Source organism: Erwinia sp. S38, assembly GCF_016624545.1.
GTDB lineage: Bacteria > Pseudomonadota > Gammaproteobacteria > Enterobacterales > Enterobacteriaceae > Erwinia > Erwinia coffeiphila.
Map to the genome: position 1 here is coordinate 158,302 of NZ_JACVTS010000004.1, position 17,660 is coordinate 175,961.

Genomic DNA, 17,660 nt, shown 5'->3' on the forward strand with positions numbered 1-17,660 from the left:
GAGCCTGCGGGCAATCCACAGCGCTGAACGGAGAGAGGAAGCCAGGATTCGCCTGCATGGACGCAGGCGAAAGGCACAGCCGCGCAGGACGCGCGTCTGTGCCGGTCCGTCAGGCTGACGAGCGAAGTGAAGGAACCGCGAAGCGGCGCGAGGACCGCCCGCAGGCTCCGCCACCCGCCCGAGTCAGCACTATGCCAACCAGATTAATTAAACTCCCCCGCCACCTCAGACCACAAACTCACCCGCTGGTCCCTTCCTTTATAGAATTCGATCTCACGCTGAATCCCCGCGCTCTTATCCCAGCCTTCGAGGTCCAGAATAATCAGCTCACTCATGGCATCAAGAAACACAGCATCGATCGGTGCCCACATCTTGCCGATATTCGCTTTCTCCGTTTTCTCCAGCACCAGATTAATCGGATGAGACATAGTGACCTGGCTGAAAATAACATTTCCCGACTCGGCGATTTTCGCGGCAACTTTATTACAAGCCAGAAAACGTTCGTGAACGACCTTCTCGTCTGCGTGGCTGTACGGGCAGGCAAGGAAAATTTTACGCATATAAACCTCAGTAATATAAGAGTCTGATAAAAACTGTAAAAGTTATTCAGAGGGAAAACATGATTGCTTACGACAGCAATACGGTTAACCCTGATTTAAAATATCGGCCATCTGCAATAATTAGATAGCGCCTGTTCTGGTGGGAACCAGATGAGTGCCGCCTGCTAAATAATATTTAAAAGAATAAAGGTTATTACTTGACCATTTCGCAAAAACTTTAATAATTAAAAGAATGACTCAACTCATGGCGCGGGTGATAAAAAGTCGATGCTATTAAGCGTTTTTCATCACAGGCAGTATGTAAACTTCATGAGTACCATCGTGCTTATCGCATTACTGGCTTAACTGCGCGGCCATTTTAGTTTCGGATGATTCACTCTCATTTAATTCATCACGTTTTTCCATTCTCTCCGCTTCTGGTACGGAAATAAATATCGCAATCGCCACTGCAATGGCCCCGGCCATAAATTTACCCACCATAATCGGCAGTACCAGAGTCGGCTGGAAGTTAGCCGTGAAGGCCAGATGGTCACCTAACGTTGCCTGAGCACAGATCCCGAAGGCCACGCAAAGCACTTTGTCACGGGCGCGCATGTCTTTAAAGATATGATACACCGCGATAATGTTCGCCAGCACCATCACAATCCCCAGTGCACCGGCTTCGGTCAGCTTCAGCTGGCGACCAATAAATTGCATCGGGCGGTGACAGTATTTCTGGAACAGATAGCAAATCGGGAAGGTTCCGGCCAGCATAATGCCGATATATCCGGCGATCTCAATGGCGCGATACAGCTCCTTTTCATCGGCGAATAGCGGGTCGAATACCCAGCCGCCGAAGACTTTGGTAAATACGCCGGTGAAATGCTGAATAATACAGGCCGCCAGCACCAGCTTAATAAAGGCATCCATGATTTTACCGAACATCAGGAAGCCGCGAACCATCCATTCAGTGCGGTATTTTAATCCCAGCGCCAGCAGGAAGCAGAAGGCAAAAAGCGGTGATAAAAGCTGTAGCGCATTAACAAAGTCAATGGTCAGATAGTGACTGGCCGGTGACGATGTGGAAATAATATCACGCACCGGGATGTTATTGACGGTAATAATCATCAGTGAAATCAGTACGCCAAACGGAATACTGATTAATCCCGCCATTGCGCCCAGCGCCAGATATTTATGGTCGCGCTTTTGCAGCATAATTAACCCTACCGGGATCAGATAAACAATACTGGCTCCCGAGGTATAACCAATCAGCATCGCGGTGATCCACTGATCGCGGTTAGAGGCAATCACATCCGCCAGCTGGTAGCCGCCCATATCCACGGCAATAATAGACAGTGCGGCAACCGACACATCCGACCCCATCGACTCGAACAGCGGGCCGATAGTATGCGTAATACCGTAGGAAATAATCGGAATGGCAGCCATTATCCCCGCCTGCGCCAGAAATACCGGGCCGATGGAGTGAATACCGTTAACAAACTCTTTCCCCAGTCCGCTTTCCGGGCGAACGATCGACGCCATTGCTCCTAGCAGCGTGCCAGCCATGATGATGTAAATAATGATATTTCCAATCTCTGACATGATAGCCTCTTATTATTATGCGTTCCGCAGGTTGCGTGAGCGATTAATGATGTCCTGATACCGTTCAAAATAGGGCGTGAAGTCCCTGCTTTGTGGTTCAGTGATGGACTGCTGGTTTCTGACTTTCATCGGATGCGTATTGCCTAACCCTCTTCTCGCCAGCAGCGCCACGCCCTGGGCGGTAATTTCGCGATTCGAAGGTGAGACAATGCGTTTCTGAATCAGGGTGGCAAGGAACTGCTTGAAGTAAACATTGGAGGACAGCCCGCCGTCGACGGAGATGGTGTCGCCAATGCTGCGCACCTTGTCCATGGCGTTAATCACTTCGGCGGAGCGCACGGCAATGCCTTCCAGAATGGACTGCAGCATGTCTTTGCGTTCGGTTTCCAGCGACAGCCCGGCCCAGACTCCCGCCGCTGAGCGATCCCAGTGCGGGCAGCCCAGCCCGGAAAGCGCCGGAACAAACGCCAGGCCGCGTGCAATCGCCGGTTCGTCCGGAAAATCGGAGAACTCCTCCAGGTCGCTGTACAGGCCGATTTTTCCCGCCCAGTTGATCGCGGAGGCCGCGTTATAGACGCCGCCGTCCAGACCATACAGCGGGTTTTCACCCGGGAGCTTCCAGCACAGCGTGGGGAGCAGGCCGGAACCGGCGGCATCAGGCACTTCTGCGCCGGTAATTGATTGTAAAAATGCGCCGGTGCCAAAGGTGATCTTCATCTGGCCGGGTTCCAGACAGCCGTGGCCGTAGGTTCCGGCAAACTGGTCAACGATGCAGGCGGTCAGCGGGGTGGTGTTCCCTTCATAGCGCACGTCGCCAAAGTGGCTGATGTTGTGACGCACTTCCGGCAGGGCTTCTATCGGCACGCCGAAGATGCGACACAGCTCTTCATCCCACTGCAGGGTGTGGATATTGAACAGCGAAGTGCGGGAGGCGGAGTTGTAATCCGTGGCATGCACGCCACACAGGTGGAACATAAAGAAGGAATCCATCGTTCCCAGCCGCAGATCGCCACGGCGCAGCAGCTCCTGCGCGCCGGCAACGTTCTGCATCACCCAGCCCATTTTGCTGGCGGAGAAATAGGTATCCAGCGGCAGCCCGGAGCGCGCACGCACCGTCTCTTCTACGCCGTCGGCGCGCAGTTTACGAATGGTGGCTTCAGTGCGCTGATCCTGCCAGATAATTGCATTGCACAGCGGCAGCCCGCTGCGTGCGTCCCAGGCAACAATGCTTTCCCCCTGATGGGCCAGCCCGATAGCATCCACCACGCCACAGTGATTCAGGCAGTTGCGGATGTTACGCAGGATCTCCATCGGATCGTGTTCAACCCATCCCGGGTTTGGCGTGAGCTGTTTGTGGGCGATCGCGGCGGGCGAAAAGTGTTTGCCGTCCTCGCTGAACACGACAACGCGCGTTCCGGTTGTTCCCTGGTCAATGGCTGCATAGCGTTGGTTAAGCATATAACCCTCAGTTCTTATGTGTTACTTAAATGTTGCCAGTAAGCGATTTCCCACCATTTAGCATCATAACCACACATCAAATCAACATTAATATCACATTACACTGTGCAAACGTGACATGCCTCATACTTTTTCCTTATGTCCATGTGGGTATTTTGCAGCAGTTTTCAGGGATATAGCCGAGCCATAAAAATGGGTCATATGATGGCGAAAGATACCGTCAACCCCTTGAGTATCGCGGTTCTGACGGGAAACAAGGCGCGGTCGCTCACAGAGATGAAAAATGTTCTGAGGGGGAATTTGCAGATAATCGCGGCGAGCCGGTGGGGAAATCAACAAACAAAAACAACATGAAAACAACATTGAGATGTGGTTTCTGTTGACGGCATCGTACTTGTCCGACATTTAGCGAATGCGTACTATTGCGGTTTACGATCGGATGACCGGAAATTTACATGGATCACTCAAACGGTTCGGAACGCAGGAACATCATCCTGGAAAAACTCAGGGAAAGCGGCCAGGTGTTTGTTAACGATCTGGCGGAGTTCTTCAACGTCTCTCAGGAAACGATTCGTCGCGACTTCAACAAGCTTGAAGAAATGCGCTATATCAAGAAGATCCACGGCGGTGCGGTCAGCGCCCAGTTTGGTTTTGAGCTGGAATTTAAGGAACGGGCAAAGCTGGCAGAGGAAGAGAAAAAATCAATTGCCGCACGCGCCGCAGAACTGGTGAAGCCGGGAGATTCCCTGTTTATCGACTTTGGCACCACCACCATGGAGTTCGCCCGCCAGATTAGCGCAATTAACAATCTGACGGTGATCACCAACTCGCCGGTGATCGCCAACCTGTTCCATGACAATGCCACCATCAAGCTGATTCTGATTGGCGGCGAGTTCGGTTCGTCGAAGATGGAGTGCATTGGCCCGATTGCCCTGCAGTCCATCAGCGCGTTCTACGCCGATTATGCGTTTATCGGTGCCGGGGCCGTCAGTCCGGAAGCCGGTGTGATGGACCAGGATCTGAACGAAGCCGCCATCGCCAGGCAGATGATTAAACAGAGCAATCAGGCGGTGGTGCTGGCGGATGGCCACAAGGTAAACAGCCGCGCAACCGCGCTGGTGGCCGTGTGGAAGGATATTTCCTGGCTGATTACCACCGATCCCGACCGTAAAATCAGGCAGCTCTCGTTCCCGAAACACCTGAATGTGGTTGTGGCCTGAGATAACAGGATGTTCTGATGGATGTTAATCTTGCAGGTTTTCTTCCCGCCCTGCTCCCCGTTGCGCTTTCGCCCGGAGCCAGCTTTACGCTGGCGATGAACAGCGCCCTCGCCGGAGGCCGCAGCGGTCTGATTCGCACGCTGGTGGGCACTGCGCTGGGGATTTATACCCACGCGCTGCTGATTGGGCTGGGGGTGACGGCCGTTCTGGTGGCTTCCCCCGCGATGTTTGGCGTACTGAAAGTGGCCGGGACACTGTATCTGCTGTGGCTCGGCGTGCAGCTGATCCGCAGCGGCCTGCGAGCGGGCGCGATGGACTTCAGCGGCGATGAAGGAGCGATAACGCTAAAGAATGCCTGGCTGGCGAACGTGCTCAATCCCAAGGCCATCGTGTTTTATCTGACCGTGGTGTCGCAGTTTGCCGGGCGGCAGGGTGACATAACCGATTATCTGGTTCTGGCATCGGTGCATATCGCGGTGATGGTGTTATGGCTGATTGTTGTCAGCTATTTACTGATTTTCTCCGCCAGCAAAGCCGATCCGGTGAAGATAAAAAAAACCGTGAATATTGCCGGTGGGGCGTTGCTGATTATCTTTTCGGTTTTGGCGGCTTTTCACTGATCTCTTTCTAATGCGGCTACTGTCGCAGATGAAACTACTACTGAGGTGCACCAGCCTGAGGTCGTGAATTTTACTGTGTAGATAAAAAAACACCGCCAGCACAACGCCAGCGGTGTTTTCTAAGCAGAACGACTAACCCGTTACGTCCTGACCCGCAGCGCCGCCTCGATCTTATCGGCGACCTTGGTCACCACCCATGCAATCACCATATAGAACAGCACCGCAATAGCGAAGGCTTCCAGATAGTAGAAGTTCAGCGCGGCGGTCAGCTGCGCCTGAGCGAAGATATCCACCACCTCAATCGCAAAGGCCAGCGACAGCGCCTTCATAATCACCATAAACGAGTTGGCAAGGTCGGGGATTGCCGAGACGATAATCTGCGGGAACATCACCCGGCGGAACAGCTGCCAGTTGCTGTAGCCCAGCGCATGCGCGGCATCGGACTGGCCGCTGTCAAAGGCGTTCAGTGCGCCCTTCACCACTTCGGCCTGAAACGCCGACACGCAGGCGGTCAGCGCCACGATGATAATCACCCAGTTCGGCAGGGAATGGGCATTCACTTCCACGTTCAGCACCGAGGCAACAAAGTGCAGCGCGGGCGGCAGGCCGTAGTAGGCGAGGAAAATCACCACCACCATCGGCATCCCTTTGAAGGCCACCTTCCAGGCGATCACCAGCTGGCGCAGCACCGGGATGCGCCGGTATTCCACCAGCGCGAACAGGCCCCCGACCAGCGTGGAAGTGATAAAAATCAGCACCGCCATCGCCAGCGTAACGGGCACGGCATCCAGAATGCTCCAGAAGTCCGGCAGTAATACATCGATATCAAACATCACACTCTCCCGGTCAGAGGCTTGCCGTGAACTTCACCTTCGAAGCGGCCGTTTTTGAGCTGTACTTTGCATGGCGGCGTTCAAAGAAGCGCACAATAAGCCAGGCCACCAGGCACAGCAGCGAGTAGATCACCGCCAGCACCAGATAGGTGCCGAACTGATACTGGTTATAGTCGCGCTCCATAATGAGATGCGCCGTTGCCATAATGTCGGCGGCCCCGATATACATCACCAGTGCCACGTTGTGGATCAGGTAAATGATCGCGTTACCGTAGCCGGGCAGCGCGATGTGCACCGCCTGCGGGCCGATAACGCGGAATATTTTTTGCCGGAAGGAATAACCGAGACTGTCCGCCGCATCGTGCTGTCCGCGCTCAACGGCCAGATACGCCGGGCGCAGTACCTCCGACAGATAGCCTCCGTGATACAGGCTCAGGCCAATCATCGCGGCGAAATTGGCGGAAAACACATCACCCAGCCCCAGCAGAGATGACACCAGCGGAAGCCCGTAAAAGGCCACAAACAGTTGCAGCACCACCGGTACGCTGCGCGCATAGGATACGTACAGATCGGCCAGCTGACCGACCACGGGGATACGGTAAACCCGAAGGGTTGTGGCGATCAGCGCGAGGATAAACCCGACGATGATGGCGACGAACATAATCCCAAGTGTCAGCGGCAGGGCCGACAGCAACTCGGGAATCATGGAAGCGAGATCCACGTTACACTACTCCTGAATACAGTTTCAGCCGGTGTGCCCGGCTGAAAACCTCGGGTTTAAGCGGAGGCGTTATTTGATGTACTTGCTGACTTCTTCGCCAAACCATTTCACCGACAGCTTATCCAGCGTGCCGTCATCCTTCAGCTCTTTCAGCGCCTTGCTGATGTCATCGCTCAGGACTTTGTTCTCATCCGATTTGTGGATCAGCGCGTAAGTGTTGTTGATCACCACCGGCTCGCTGGCCACGATGTTCAGCTTCTGGTTGTCGATAACCGTCTGCTCGCCGAGGTTGGAAGGCAGGATCAGCGCATCGTATTTGCCGTTCTGAACCTCTTTCAGGCGATCCGGGTAAGGGATACCGGCGCTGGAGGCTTTGATATCAATCTTGTCGGCCGGGTTTTCCTGCTGCCACTGGGTGATGAACTTGTACACGCCGCCACCGGCGGTGACCGGTACGATTTTCTTGCCGACCAGTCCTTTCATATCGTCGATCTTGTCGTCTTTACGGCTGTAGATCTTCATCAGGCTGGCACCCATCGGGCTTTCCGGGATCAGGAACTGCTTGCTGCGCGCGGGCGCTTTGTAATAGCCGCCGGTGGCCATATCGTATTTACCGGTGACCAGCCCGGTTTCCTGCGCGATATCCGCCGCGCCTTCCATCACAAACTTATACTGCGGCAGCTTCGCGTTCACCGCCTTCAGCACGTCCGGCTCGTAGCCCTGCGGCTCCACGCCAATCGCACCCCAGGAGAGCGGCTTGGATTCTGCGGCGGTGGCGATTTTGATGGTGCGAACGGACTCTGCGTAGCTGGCTCCGGCGGCGGTCATCGCCAGCGTGACGGCAACCGGCAGGGCCAGGCGGCGTAAAACAGTTTTGAATGCAGGCATGTCTTCGTTTCCTTTTAATTATTAGATGATGCGTTCAGCGTTAAGGAATTGCGCAAGTCGTGGCGTTGACGGGTTGTCAAAGATCTCCGCCGGGCTGCCTTCTGCGGCCACCACGCCCTGATCCATAAATACAATTCGGTTCGAGATATTTTTGGCAAACTGCATTTCGTGCGTCACCAGCAGCGAGGTAATGCCGGAAGACGTCACATCTTTAATCACCTTCAGCACTTCACCCACCAGTTCCGGGTCCAGCGATGAGGTGGGTTCATCAAACAAAATCACATCCGGGCGAACCGCCAGCGCGCGGGCGATGCCGGTACGCTGTAGCTGCCCGCCGGAAAGCTGCGACGGGTAATTGTCGAGCCTGGTCGACAGGCCAACCCGATCCAGTTCCTGACGGGCGATTTCCCGCGCTTCCTCTTTCGATTTGCGCTGAACCACTATCAGAGGGTCCATGACGTTTTCCAGTACCGTCATATTCTTAAAGACGTTGAACTGCTGGAACACCATTGCGGTGCGCAGGCGGATAGCCTGAATTGCCGCTTTATCCGCCGCGCGATAATCCATGCGGATATCGTCAAAGGTGATGGTGCCGGAGGACGGTTTCGCCAGATAGTTAATGCAGCGCAGCAGCGTGGTTTTACCGGTGCCGCTCGGGCCGATAATCGACACCACATCGCCACGATTTACCGAAAGGTTGACGCCTTTCAGGATCGGGGTGCTGCCGTAAGAGAGCGTAATATCGTTAAGTTCAAGCATGGAATTCAGTGTCCTCTCGGCTATGCCGGGCGCAGAACGGGTTTATTTTTCCACCCCGGCATGGCCGAGGACGTGCATCAGGCGATTCGCCCAGCCAAAAATGGCGGTGGCGTGGATCAGGTCGATAATTTCGTGGTCGTTCATACCCACTTCGCGCAGCGCCGCCACATCTTCCGGCGTGGCTTCAGACGGCGTGACCGACAGGCGGCGGGCAAAGCGATAAATTGCCGCATCGCGCGGGCCGAGCTGGTCTTCGCGGTGGTAATACAGGGCGCTGACCAGCGCGTTATCTTTGCGCAGCTGCGCGTGGCGGCGGGCGTGAACCACGGCGCAGTATTTGCAGCCGTTGACCAGCGATGCGCCCAGCGCACCCAGCTCGCGGTCGGCGCGGTCCAGGCCGCCTTCCACGTACATAATGGCGTTAAACAGCAGCGTGCGGGCCACGTAACTTTCCGGGTCGTGCGCCAGAGTGCGCACGTACTCCGACACCTTCTTGTTTGACGGCGTGACCTGCATGGCGGCCAGCTGTTCCGGGGTGGCATTGGCCAGTTCAACCGGGGCGATCCACGGGTGCCAGCTCAGCGGTTTCAGGGTAACGGACGGGATCATGCGGACCTCATCAGACGCAGACCCGCGGCGACGCGCGTCTGGAAATTCACAAAGGCAATCAGTTCAGACAGCGCCACAATCTGCGGATTGTTCAGCCCGGCCTGCTCAAGCCGCCGGATCGCGTCGGCATCGGCGCGGTCAGGCGTCAGGGTGATCAGGTCGCTGTGGCGGCCCAGCGTTGCCAGCGGTTCCGGCAGCGCAGACTCCCCGGCGGCCAGCGCCAGCAGCGATCCATCCGGCTGCTGTTCTGCCAGCAGCGCATCGTATTCGGCGATCAGCGGGTCATCGCTATTCAGTGCGGCGATGCGGCGGGCCAGCGCCAGGCGCAGTGCCGCATTCAGCCCCAGATCGTGTTCGGGCGTCAGTACGGAACGGCGACAGGCTTCTGCACCGTCAACAAACTCGGTACGGAAGCGACGGGCGTGGAACAGCGCATCGTCCGGCTTCAGCCCGGCGGCTTTATCTATGGCGTCGATCACAACGCATTCTCCTTTTTCAGCAGAGGTGAGGCATCCACCCACTCGTCGCCCTGCAGTTCTGGGGTGTCGTAAGCCTGTAAACTGGCGTAATGGCTGGCGACGTCTTCGGCAAACAGCGACGCGGTAATGCCGCGCACCAGCCGCTCGGCCCCGGCGCTGACCGCCGGAATATCGCCGGATACCTTGCCGTGCGTCAGCATGGCGGCATCGTTAAAGCAGTAAATCTGGGCAAGCTGCGGGCAGGTTCCCGGTACTTTCTCGCGGAATTCAAAATCCGGCCCGAGGTCGGGCGCGTCCAGCATACTGGCGCGCGGGGTGCCCATTTCCGGCGTGTAGCGGCCGTCAGACCAGCTGCGGATAAACGGGGCAACGGCGGCGAACTCAGGGCGGCCGTTGAAATCGTTGGCAAATCCGGTGGCGGCAATCAGAAAGTCGTAATGCTTCTCGCCCTGAGTGGTGGTAATCGCCAGGCCGTCGCCCTCTTCCCGCACCGCCTTGATGCCGCAGTTCAGGTAGAAGTGCGCCTGCGGGTGGCGGGAAACGCGCAGCGTGGAGGATCGCGGCGGCGGCGTCTGCGAAGCGGAGGTGTAGTCAACGAACTTCCACTTCCAGTCGTCCGCCAGGCGATGCATACCGTGGACTACACCCTGGCTACCGATGCCGGTCATTTTATTGATGCGCGGCATTTCAGCACGGCGGATCAGCATATCTACCGCAGCGGCACCGGCCTCCAGCGCCGTGGCGGCGTTATCCATTGAGGATGCGCCCGCACCGATCACCGCCACGCTTTTCCCGCTCAGCGCCGCGAAGTCGATATCGTCAGCGGAGTGCGCCCAGAAGCGGCGATCGACGCCCTGCAGGAAGTCAGGAACGGCAGCCCCGCCCAGACCGGAGCGTCCGGTGGCCAGCACCAGCCGACGGGTATAAATTCGCCCGGTTTCGGCACCGGTGAGGTCCAGCGCAATCAGGTCGTCGATTGGGGTGATGGCAGTAATGCGAACGTTGTTACGCACCGGCAGATCCAGTACCTGGCGATACCACACCAGATAATCCATCCACTGTGCTTTAGGGATTTTATCCAGCTCATGCCAGGCCTCTGCGCCCCACTGGGCGGTAAACCAGGCGCGGAAAGTCAGCTGCGGCAGACCGAGCGCCGGGCCGTGCAGCGTTTTTGGTGAGCGCAGGGTTTCCATGCGGGCGAAGGTGATCCACGGCCCTTCCTCTCCGGCCGGAGCGGCATCATAGGCCACCACGTTGCTGATGCCGGTAAACAACAGTTTCGCCGTAGCCGCCAGGCCGCACATCCCGGCTCCAATCACCACCACGTCACGCACGGTTTCACCTTGCAGGGTACGCGGCGGCACCCAGGATTTTGCCGGGAGTTCTAGCAGTTCAAGATCGGATCGGAGCCGCTCTTCCAGAGCCTGAAGGCCGATCGCCGTTGCTGGTGCAGCAGAATGCGTCATGGTTATTTTCCTGAATGCTATCTTCTCCGAGCGGCGGGCAGCCTGCCTGCAAAACCCCGGATAGCGTCAATTTTTATTATTCAAAAAAAGCATGATTGAACAGTAAGGATTAGATATTCACATAATCATGCGCAATCGCTGGATAATCCTCCGCGCCATGATTTGTGTCAAGAAAGTGCTTACAATTCGAACGACGGATTTCTTATATCTTATGCCGAAATTGATATATAGACGGGTTTGGCAAGGTCAGAGCAGCGGCGCATTCCTGAAGGAGATGCGCCGTGTAGCGATCAGCTGTCCTGGTTGATCAGCCGCATCACGCGCGGGTGTTCAGCGGCAGGCAGCTGCTGGAAGCCGGGCAGCAGCGTGGCGGCCGACGTAGCCAGCGCGCTGACCAGCGACTGCGCGGCGCTGGAAAGCGGCCGCCCCTGCGGGGTGATAACGCCAAAGAAATAGGGGATCTCTTCCTCAAGTGGGCGAATCGCCACGCCCGCCAGCGGCATGCCCCAGGCAGTAACCGGCTCAAGTATCGCCACGCCCAACCCGGCGCGCACGCAGGAAAGGATATTGGCGGAGGAGTTAGTTTCGATGGTTTCGTGCAGCGGCGTTTTCAGCTTTTTGAGGGCTTTTTCAAAGCGGCCGCGCAGGCGCAGCGGATTCCAGGGCGCAATCAGACGCCGTCCGGCCAGATCTCCGAGCGTGATCTGCTCCTGCGCCGCCAGCGGGTCGTCCTGCGGCAGCGCTACCGCACAGCGCGACTGGCCGATCCAGTGCAGTTCCACCGCGTGATGCTCAAGCGGCAGGCTGCACAGCGCAATGTCTGCTTCACCGGAGATCACCGCGTGCGCCGTATGCTCGGCGGATTCACTGATAATCTGCACCTTGTTTTGCAGGCTCAGCGAGGCCAGCGCCAGCGGCAGCAGCCCCGCCGCCAGCGCGGGCGTGGCGGCGATATGCAGCGGGCGATGCTGCTGGCTGCCGATTTCCTGCGCCCGCAGGCGGATCTGCTGAAGTGACAGCAGCGCTTTTTGTACGTACTGATGCAGCTGTAGCGCTTCCGAGGTGGGGTGGATGCGCGGCCCGTTGCGGATAAACAGCGGATAGCCCAGCGACTGCTCAAGATCCTGAATCAGCCGTGAAACAGCGGGCTGTGAGCGATCCAGCGCTTTCGCCGCCGCCGTCACGCTTCCGGCGGAAATCACCGCGGCGAAGGCTTCCAGCTGCTTTAAATCCAAATCCTGCAGTGGCGTCACGGCTTCACTCCTGTGCCAGGATGGCTTCGGCCAGCAGCGTATCAATCACCAGCGTGTTGGCAAAGCCGCCCTTCAGCGCGGCAACGATGGCGGTAAGCTTATCCAGCCCCGAAGCCACCAGCAGGCCGTTCATCTGGCGCAGGGTATCCAGCTCAATGCCGATCACGCGATCGTCCACCTCGCCGAGCAGCGGCTGCCCTTCACTGTCAATAAAGCGACCGGCAATAATCCCCGCCGCGCCGTGGGCAACGTAGCGTTCAACTTCTTTTTCGGTAACGATTTTAAACTGGGTGACGTGGCCGTCCGGGGTGCAGGGGCTGACGGTGAAAATGGCTTTATTACAGCGGGTCAGATGCTGTAGCTGTTCGGCGATAATCGGTTCTTCGCGCAGCAGGCGGGCCAGTTCGTTGTTGCTGCACACGGCGGGTGCGTTGAGCGTGACGCATAACGCACTGAGCCGGTGGGCTATTTCAATCGAGCAGCGTTCGGCGGTGGGCAGCAGCGGGTTGGACATCGCCCCGATCAGCTGCCGTACCGTCAGATTTTCAATTGGCCAGTACGGCACCTTATCCGAGATCAAACTCAGCGTGGAGCCCCAGCTCACGCCGAGCTGATCGCCAGGCTCAAGGAAATCAAGCAGGACATGCGCAGCCGCTTCGCACACTTCGTTAAACCGACTTTCGTCCGACAGTCCGTCAGCGGGAATAACAAAGGCATCGTCCAGAGAAAAACGCTCCGCAAGACGGTCGGCAAGATCGTTGGTGCGGAAGTGTTCCCCGCTTAACCTTACCGAGACAATCTCCCGCGTTTTGGCCAGCCTGAGGTAGTTAATCACCGTCAGGCGGGACAGCTTCATGCGGGTGGCGATTTCGCTTTGCGTCAGGTTTTTCACATAATAGAGCCATGCCGCTTCGGCAATGATCCTGTCTGACGGCGACGTACTCTTAGGCTGCGTCTTGATATCCTTGCTCCTGGTTAGGTTAAATCTGACCGGAGCACATCTTCCGTTATCTCGCTATCGGTTTCAAGATGACGATCGGCACGCAGGCCTAATCGTTGTAAATCCGCATGATAGCCGCGCACGGCTTCCAGCGAGGTGGCTTCGCGATCCACCACCCGGCGCATCCAGTTCACCATGGTCGGCTGATGCTCCGCGCCGTTGATCTTGCGGCCAAACAGCGCCAGCCTGCCGCCGCGCCGTTCGGCCTGCGCCAGCAGCTCAAAGGTATCGCGATGCGTCCCCTGCCCACCGCCGAGTACGCCCACCACCACCGACGGATCGTGGCTGACCAGCTCTTCCAGTGCCTGCGGGCCGTTATAGGCCACTTTAAGAAACTCCGGGCGCTCTGCACGGGTCAGCGAGGCCAGCGTGCGGATAATGCAGTCGTTAATAAACGCCGGCGTATCCCGGGCGCTGAGCCCGGTATCCACGTTCGGGTTAAACACCTCCAGGAAGTGCATAATCCCGTGCGAGCGGGCGTCAGCGCGGAAGCGTGAGTATGCTTCCAGTGAGGCGACATCGTGTCGTGCATCATTGATCCACGTCAGCGAGTAAAGGCAAATCGGCGCGCTGGCAAACTCCAGCGCCGCGCCGCGATACGGCAGCGGAGTAAACTCGCGGTAGCGGCCGCCGCGCAGCCCAACCCAGGCATCCGTGGCTTCATTGCCGCGAAACGCCGCCAGCATCCGGCTGCCCTCGAAAGCGCCCTCTTCCTTCAGCTGCTCCATGGTGGAGGTAGAGGTCAGCATAATATCCAGCGTATCCTGCTGGATCAGATCGCGGATCTGCTGATGGAATTCAGGCCGGGTGCGCAAACCCACAGCGGCACCGCTGCCGTCGCGGCGATAGCCCATTGCGGTAACGCCTGCGGCCAGATCGCCGTCTTTGGCATCGGCCAGCATAAAATCACCCGAACGATATTCACCGCGACGGATACGATCGATTTTTTCAGCAAATCGCGTGGTTTGAAACGGTAGTAACGAACTCATTTTTTACCCTTATCAGTAATCGGAAGGTTGAACGTCTAGCAGCGCTTTTATTCCCTGGTCGAGGCGCGTGAATTCCCGATAGCGGGCCTGCAGTACCGCCACATTTTCGGCAACGGGTTCATGGCGGCGCAGAATGCGGCTCATGGCGGCAGTAGCCTGCTCCAGCGAGGGATAAATCCCGCCCGCCACGGCGGCACAGATCGCCGCGCCCAGCGCGCCGACCTCCGGCGTATCCACCACTTCAACCGGACGGTTACAGGTATCGGCGAAGATCTGCGCCCACAGCGGCGAACGCGCCGCTCCGCCGGTCAGACGGATAGCCTCCGGCCAGGCACCGTCGGTGTGAACCAGCAGCGCTTCGGCGTGGCGGCGGTGCTCAAACGCCACACCTTCGCAGATGGCGCGAATCATCGAAGCCTCGTTGTCCGTGGCGCGCAGGCGCATAAAGCTGCCCTGGTACGGATCGGGGCCGTGGATATACGGCATAAAGAAGCAGCGCTGGCTGTCAACCGGGCAGCCTGCCGCGATATTCATCGCTTCGTCCACGCCGATCCGGTTGCCCAGTGCGTGCTTGAGATACCAGCCTAAGTTGGCGGCCGATGACGGGCTGCCTTCGGCGACCAGTCTGGCTGCACCGTCGCGGTAGAGCATATTTAGCAGCGGATAGTTCTCGCTTATCGGGCGCGGCACTTCGATGGCGTTAATCGCCCAGGTACCGGCAATAAACACCATACGGTCCGGCGAAGTAACGCCCGCGCCCAGTGCGCAGGAGGCCACATCCATCATGCTACCGGCGACCGGAATGCCCTCGCGCAGTCCGGTCAGCTGGGCAATCCCGGCGGTGATCCGCCCGCCGATGGCGGAGCTGTTGACCACCGGCGGAAGCTTCTCCGTCAGCGGTCGATGGCCCAGCAGTTCGAATGCCTCCACGGAATAGTCCTGCCTGTCGAGATTCATCAGCCCGCCGCCGCTGGCATCGGACGGATCGGTCAGCGCCTCCTGTGTCAGGCAGAAGCGAATGAAATCCTTGCAGGCCAGGCCCCAGCGGGTTTTCGCCATCACCGCAGGTTCATTCTCCGCCAGCCCGGCCAGCTGGATCAGCGTCTGGCCGCCCCACGGACGGTGGCCGTTTTCATCACTTAACGCACGGTCCTGCCCGGCGGCAATGGTGCGATCGGCGATCGGCTGGGCGCGATGATCCACCGAGACAATGCCGGGACGGGTGGGCTGTCCATGCTGGTCAACGAGGAAGATGCCGTTGCCGAAACCGGTACAGCCAACGGCAACCACCCGTCCGGCGGTATCGCCTTCCAGCACGTCGCGGATGGCGGTGAGCGTGGCCTGCCAGAACGCATCACCGTCGCGTTCTACCCGGCCATCCGGGTAGTGTTCGGTGGTCACTTCGGCGTTGCGGTGGCTGACCAGACGCCCCGTGCTGTCAAACAGGGCCACTTTAACGGCGGTGCCACCGGCATCGATGGCGAGAACGAGAGGTAAGTAGGATGCAGACATAATTCTTATTTTCCATTCCAGAGAATGCGGGGATCGGCGGCGCAGCCCTGTGACTGCGTTTGCGCCCATAAATCATCATGGCCCAGCGTTTCGGCCATAATGTCAGCGATGTTGTCGAGCGTGCAGGTTGAAAGGCGTCCGGTCATGACGATATTTGTCCGGCGCAGGATCATATCCTCCAGATTAAGGGTCATACGATTGCGGGTCAGCCAGATGATTTCGCGGCGCGAGTAGCCCGGCGCATCGGTAACCTGCGCATCCTCCTGCTCGCCACAAAACGCGGCCACTTCGCGGGCCACGGTGCCGTAGCGGCTATAAAGCTCTTTCGTTCGCTGGGTGGTCAGTCCGCTATCCTGCGCCAGCTGCACGACATCCAGCGCGCCCGCTCCCGGGTAGGCACGATCGGCGGTACTGGCCGTTCGCTGCCGCCCCAGCAGATCGAGCACACTGTTGGCCGCCATTTCGGCAAACGAGCGGAAGGTGGTCCATTTTCCCCCGACCAGCGAGATAACCGGCGTACTGCCCGCGCGGTCTTCAAAGAGAGCATGATCGCGGGCGGCCTGTGTCGCACTGCCGTTGCCCGCCTGCAAAGGGCGGATGCCGCTGGTGACCGCGACAATGTGTTCCCGGGTCAGGGTGATATCGTCAAACAGGTGATTCAGTGACGACAGCAGATAGTTCACTTCATCATCCACCACCAGGCGGTCCTGCGGATCGTCGGTTTCCACCTCGGTGGTGCCGATCAGCGTTACGTCCTGCACCGGCATACAGACCACCATCCGTCCGCGCCCGTCGTCGAAATAGAACGATCGCCCGCCCATACGTCCGTGAAGCTGAGGATGGCGCAGCACCAGATGCGCGCCCTTTACGCCACGGACGCGGGTTGCGTCGATGCCCAGCTGCGAATTGACCCGGTCAATGGCCGAGCCTGCGGCATTTATAATGACCCGGGGCCGCAATTCTGCCGTCTCGCCGCTCAGCGGATCGGTCACGGTAATACGTCCATCCTGCATGTATTGCCAGCGGATGTGGTTCACTGCGGTTACGCCCTCAATGCGGCTGGCGGCCTCCAGCATTTCAAAGACCAGTGCTTCCGGGCCGGTGATTTGCCCGTCGTAATAGCTGATCACTGAACGCACCGCTTTAGGCAAGCCTGGCGGAAAGTTCCTGCCGCTGAGAACCACTTTATGATGCGGCAGCGCCCGGCGGATCGCCCCAAAACGTTCGTAGGCCAACAGGCCACTTTTCAACGCCACGAAACTGAGTGGACCTGGGCTGCGGGAAAAGCCAAAAAAGCGCAGCGCCGTGCCCGGCAGCCCTTTCACCCAGTGACGTACCGGCACCACCACCTCCAGCGGTTTCACCAGATGGGATGCGTCGTGCAGCAGCATATTACGCTCCCGCGCCGATTCCCGTACCAGATCGAACTCGCGGTTCTCCAGGTAGCGCAGTCCGCCGTGAGCCATACGGCTTGACGCACTGCTGGCCCCGGCGCAGAAATCCCCGCTGTCGATCAACGTTGCCGATACGCCGTTGAGGGACAGGTCCCGCAGCAACCCCACCCCATTGACACCCCCTCCAATCACCAGCACGTCCGGCACCGGGTTCGCTTTCAGCTTTACCCAGGCTTCCTGACGGCCAGTCTGCGATTGATCCCTGCTTTCAGAACTCAACATGCGATCTGCCTCACGAAACTTTGATTATTAAACACG

At 58.1% G+C, this 17,660-nt stretch carries 17 protein-coding genes; 2 read left to right on the top strand and 15 right to left on the bottom strand.

Annotated features, from left to right (window positions below; genetic code table 11):
* Positions 1–203: 203 nt before the first annotated feature.
* The 3 genes from IBT46_RS06540 to IBT46_RS06550 form a co-directional block, all read right to left on the bottom strand.
* Positions 204–560, bottom strand: a complete 357-nt coding sequence (locus tag IBT46_RS06540) for a DUF1937 family protein (RefSeq protein ID WP_105591748.1) — start codon at positions 558–560, stop codon at positions 204–206.
* Between the two features lie 333 nt (positions 561–893).
* Positions 894–2,141, bottom strand: coding sequence for an ethanolamine utilization protein EutH (eutH, locus tag IBT46_RS06545; protein WP_200544945.1), 1,248 nt, complete (start codon positions 2,139–2,141; stop codon positions 894–896).
* 15 nt (positions 2,142–2,156) lie between these two features.
* Entirely contained in the window at positions 2,157–3,599 is a 1,443-nt protein-coding gene (locus tag IBT46_RS06550; RefSeq protein WP_200544946.1) for a glycerol kinase, read from the bottom strand.
* A 455-nt stretch (positions 3,600–4,054) separates the two neighbouring features.
* On the opposite strand from IBT46_RS06550, the gene IBT46_RS06555 reads away from it, so the two are divergent.
* Entirely contained in the window at positions 4,055–4,819 is a 765-nt protein-coding gene (locus tag IBT46_RS06555; protein ID WP_105591745.1) for a DeoR/GlpR family DNA-binding transcription regulator, read from the top strand.
* 17 nt (positions 4,820–4,836) lie between these two features.
* Positions 4,837–5,439 carry a LysE family translocator gene (locus IBT46_RS06560; RefSeq protein ID WP_200544947.1) on the top strand — a complete coding sequence of 201 codons (603 nt, stop codon included), beginning with the start codon at positions 4,837–4,839 and terminating at the stop codon, positions 5,437–5,439.
* Positions 5,440–5,579: 140 nt separating this feature from the next.
* Here IBT46_RS06560 and IBT46_RS06565 read toward each other — a convergent pair whose 3' ends face one another.
* The 12 genes from IBT46_RS06565 to IBT46_RS06620 all read right to left on the bottom strand — a co-directional run bounded on the left by IBT46_RS06565 (position 5,580) and on the right by IBT46_RS06620 (position 17,624).
* On the bottom strand, positions 5,580–6,272 hold the full coding sequence (locus IBT46_RS06565) for an amino acid ABC transporter permease (RefSeq protein WP_105591744.1): 693 nt from the start codon (positions 6,270–6,272) through the stop codon (positions 5,580–5,582).
* Positions 6,273–6,285: 13 nt separating this feature from the next.
* Positions 6,286–6,978 (bottom strand): amino acid ABC transporter permease, encoded by a 693-nt coding sequence (locus IBT46_RS06570; RefSeq protein ID WP_200545064.1) that lies wholly within the window; start codon positions 6,976–6,978, stop codon positions 6,286–6,288.
* 84 nt (positions 6,979–7,062) lie between these two features.
* Positions 7,063–7,881: a transporter substrate-binding domain-containing protein gene (locus IBT46_RS06575; RefSeq protein ID WP_200544948.1), complete on the bottom strand. Its 819-nt coding sequence runs from the start codon at positions 7,879–7,881 to the stop codon at positions 7,063–7,065.
* A 21-nt stretch (positions 7,882–7,902) separates the two neighbouring features.
* Complete coding sequence (locus tag IBT46_RS06580; protein ID WP_105591741.1) at positions 7,903–8,640, bottom strand: amino acid ABC transporter ATP-binding protein; 738 nt, start codon at positions 8,638–8,640, stop codon at positions 7,903–7,905.
* Positions 8,641–8,682: 42 nt separating this feature from the next.
* Entirely contained in the window at positions 8,683–9,249 is a 567-nt protein-coding gene (locus tag IBT46_RS06585) for a peroxidase-related enzyme (RefSeq protein ID WP_200544949.1), read from the bottom strand.
* Positions 9,246–9,728: a hypothetical protein gene (locus IBT46_RS06590; RefSeq protein ID WP_200544950.1), complete on the bottom strand. Its 483-nt coding sequence runs from the start codon at positions 9,726–9,728 to the stop codon at positions 9,246–9,248. Before IBT46_RS06590 ends, IBT46_RS06585 begins: the two co-directional genes overlap by 4 nt.
* Positions 9,725–11,194 (bottom strand): NAD(P)-binding domain-containing protein, encoded by a 1,470-nt coding sequence (locus tag IBT46_RS06595; protein WP_200544951.1) that lies wholly within the window; start codon positions 11,192–11,194, stop codon positions 9,725–9,727. The genes IBT46_RS06590 and IBT46_RS06595 overlap by 4 nt, the downstream gene beginning before the upstream one ends.
* Before the next feature lie 290 nt (positions 11,195–11,484).
* Entirely contained in the window at positions 11,485–12,447 is a 963-nt protein-coding gene (locus tag IBT46_RS06600; protein ID WP_200544952.1) for a LysR family transcriptional regulator, read from the bottom strand.
* A gap of 4 nt (positions 12,448–12,451) precedes the next feature.
* A complete protein-coding gene (locus IBT46_RS06605) occupies positions 12,452–13,339 on the bottom strand; it encodes a sugar-binding transcriptional regulator (protein ID WP_200544953.1) in 888 nt (295 codons plus the stop codon).
* 83 nt (positions 13,340–13,422) lie between these two features.
* On the bottom strand, positions 13,423–14,436 hold the full coding sequence (locus IBT46_RS06610) for a hypothetical protein (RefSeq protein WP_200544954.1): 1,014 nt from the start codon (positions 14,434–14,436) through the stop codon (positions 13,423–13,425).
* 12 nt (positions 14,437–14,448) lie between these two features.
* Positions 14,449–15,948 carry an FGGY-family carbohydrate kinase gene (locus IBT46_RS06615; RefSeq protein WP_200544955.1) on the bottom strand — a complete coding sequence of 500 codons (1,500 nt, stop codon included), beginning with the start codon at positions 15,946–15,948 and terminating at the stop codon, positions 14,449–14,451.
* Between the two features lie 5 nt (positions 15,949–15,953).
* Entirely contained in the window at positions 15,954–17,624 is a 1,671-nt protein-coding gene (locus IBT46_RS06620; protein ID WP_200544956.1) for a glycerol-3-phosphate dehydrogenase/oxidase, read from the bottom strand.
* Positions 17,625–17,660 lie beyond the last annotated feature (36 nt).

Excerpts from the sequence above, each read along its gene's own strand:
- IBT46_RS06580 (WP_105591741.1), bottom strand. The coding sequence starts at position 8,640 with ATGCTTGAACTTAACGATATTACGCTCTCTTACGGCAGCACCCCGATC.
- IBT46_RS06555 (WP_105591745.1), top strand. The coding sequence starts at position 4,055 with ATGGATCACTCAAACGGTTCGGAACGCAGGAACATCATCCTGGAAAAA.
- IBT46_RS06575 (WP_200544948.1), bottom strand. The coding sequence starts at position 7,881 with ATGCCTGCATTCAAAACTGTTTTACGCCGCCTGGCCCTGCCGGTTGCC.
- IBT46_RS06620 (WP_200544956.1), bottom strand. The coding sequence starts at position 17,624 with ATGTTGAGTTCTGAAAGCAGGGATCAATCGCAGACTGGCCGTCAGGAA.
- eutH (WP_200544945.1), bottom strand. The coding sequence starts at position 2,141 with ATGTCAGAGATTGGAAATATCATTATTTACATCATCATGGCTGGCACG.
- IBT46_RS06610 (WP_200544954.1), bottom strand. The coding sequence starts at position 14,436 with ATGAGTTCGTTACTACCGTTTCAAACCACGCGATTTGCTGAAAAAATC.
- IBT46_RS06615 (WP_200544955.1), bottom strand. The coding sequence starts at position 15,948 with ATGTCTGCATCCTACTTACCTCTCGTTCTCGCCATCGATGCCGGTGGC.
- IBT46_RS06585 (WP_200544949.1), bottom strand. The coding sequence starts at position 9,249 with ATGATCCCGTCCGTTACCCTGAAACCGCTGAGCTGGCACCCGTGGATC.
- IBT46_RS06595 (WP_200544951.1), bottom strand. The coding sequence starts at position 11,194 with ATGACGCATTCTGCTGCACCAGCAACGGCGATCGGCCTTCAGGCTCTG.
- IBT46_RS06565 (WP_105591744.1), bottom strand. The coding sequence starts at position 6,272 with ATGTTTGATATCGATGTATTACTGCCGGACTTCTGGAGCATTCTGGAT.
- IBT46_RS06570 (WP_200545064.1), bottom strand. The coding sequence starts at position 6,978 with ATGATTCCCGAGTTGCTGTCGGCCCTGCCGCTGACACTTGGGATTATG.
- IBT46_RS06550 (WP_200544946.1), bottom strand. The coding sequence starts at position 3,599 with ATGCTTAACCAACGCTATGCAGCCATTGACCAGGGAACAACCGGAACG.
- IBT46_RS06540 (WP_105591748.1), bottom strand. The coding sequence starts at position 560 with ATGCGTAAAATTTTCCTTGCCTGCCCGTACAGCCACGCAGACGAGAAG.
- IBT46_RS06560 (WP_200544947.1), top strand. The coding sequence starts at position 4,837 with ATGGATGTTAATCTTGCAGGTTTTCTTCCCGCCCTGCTCCCCGTTGCG.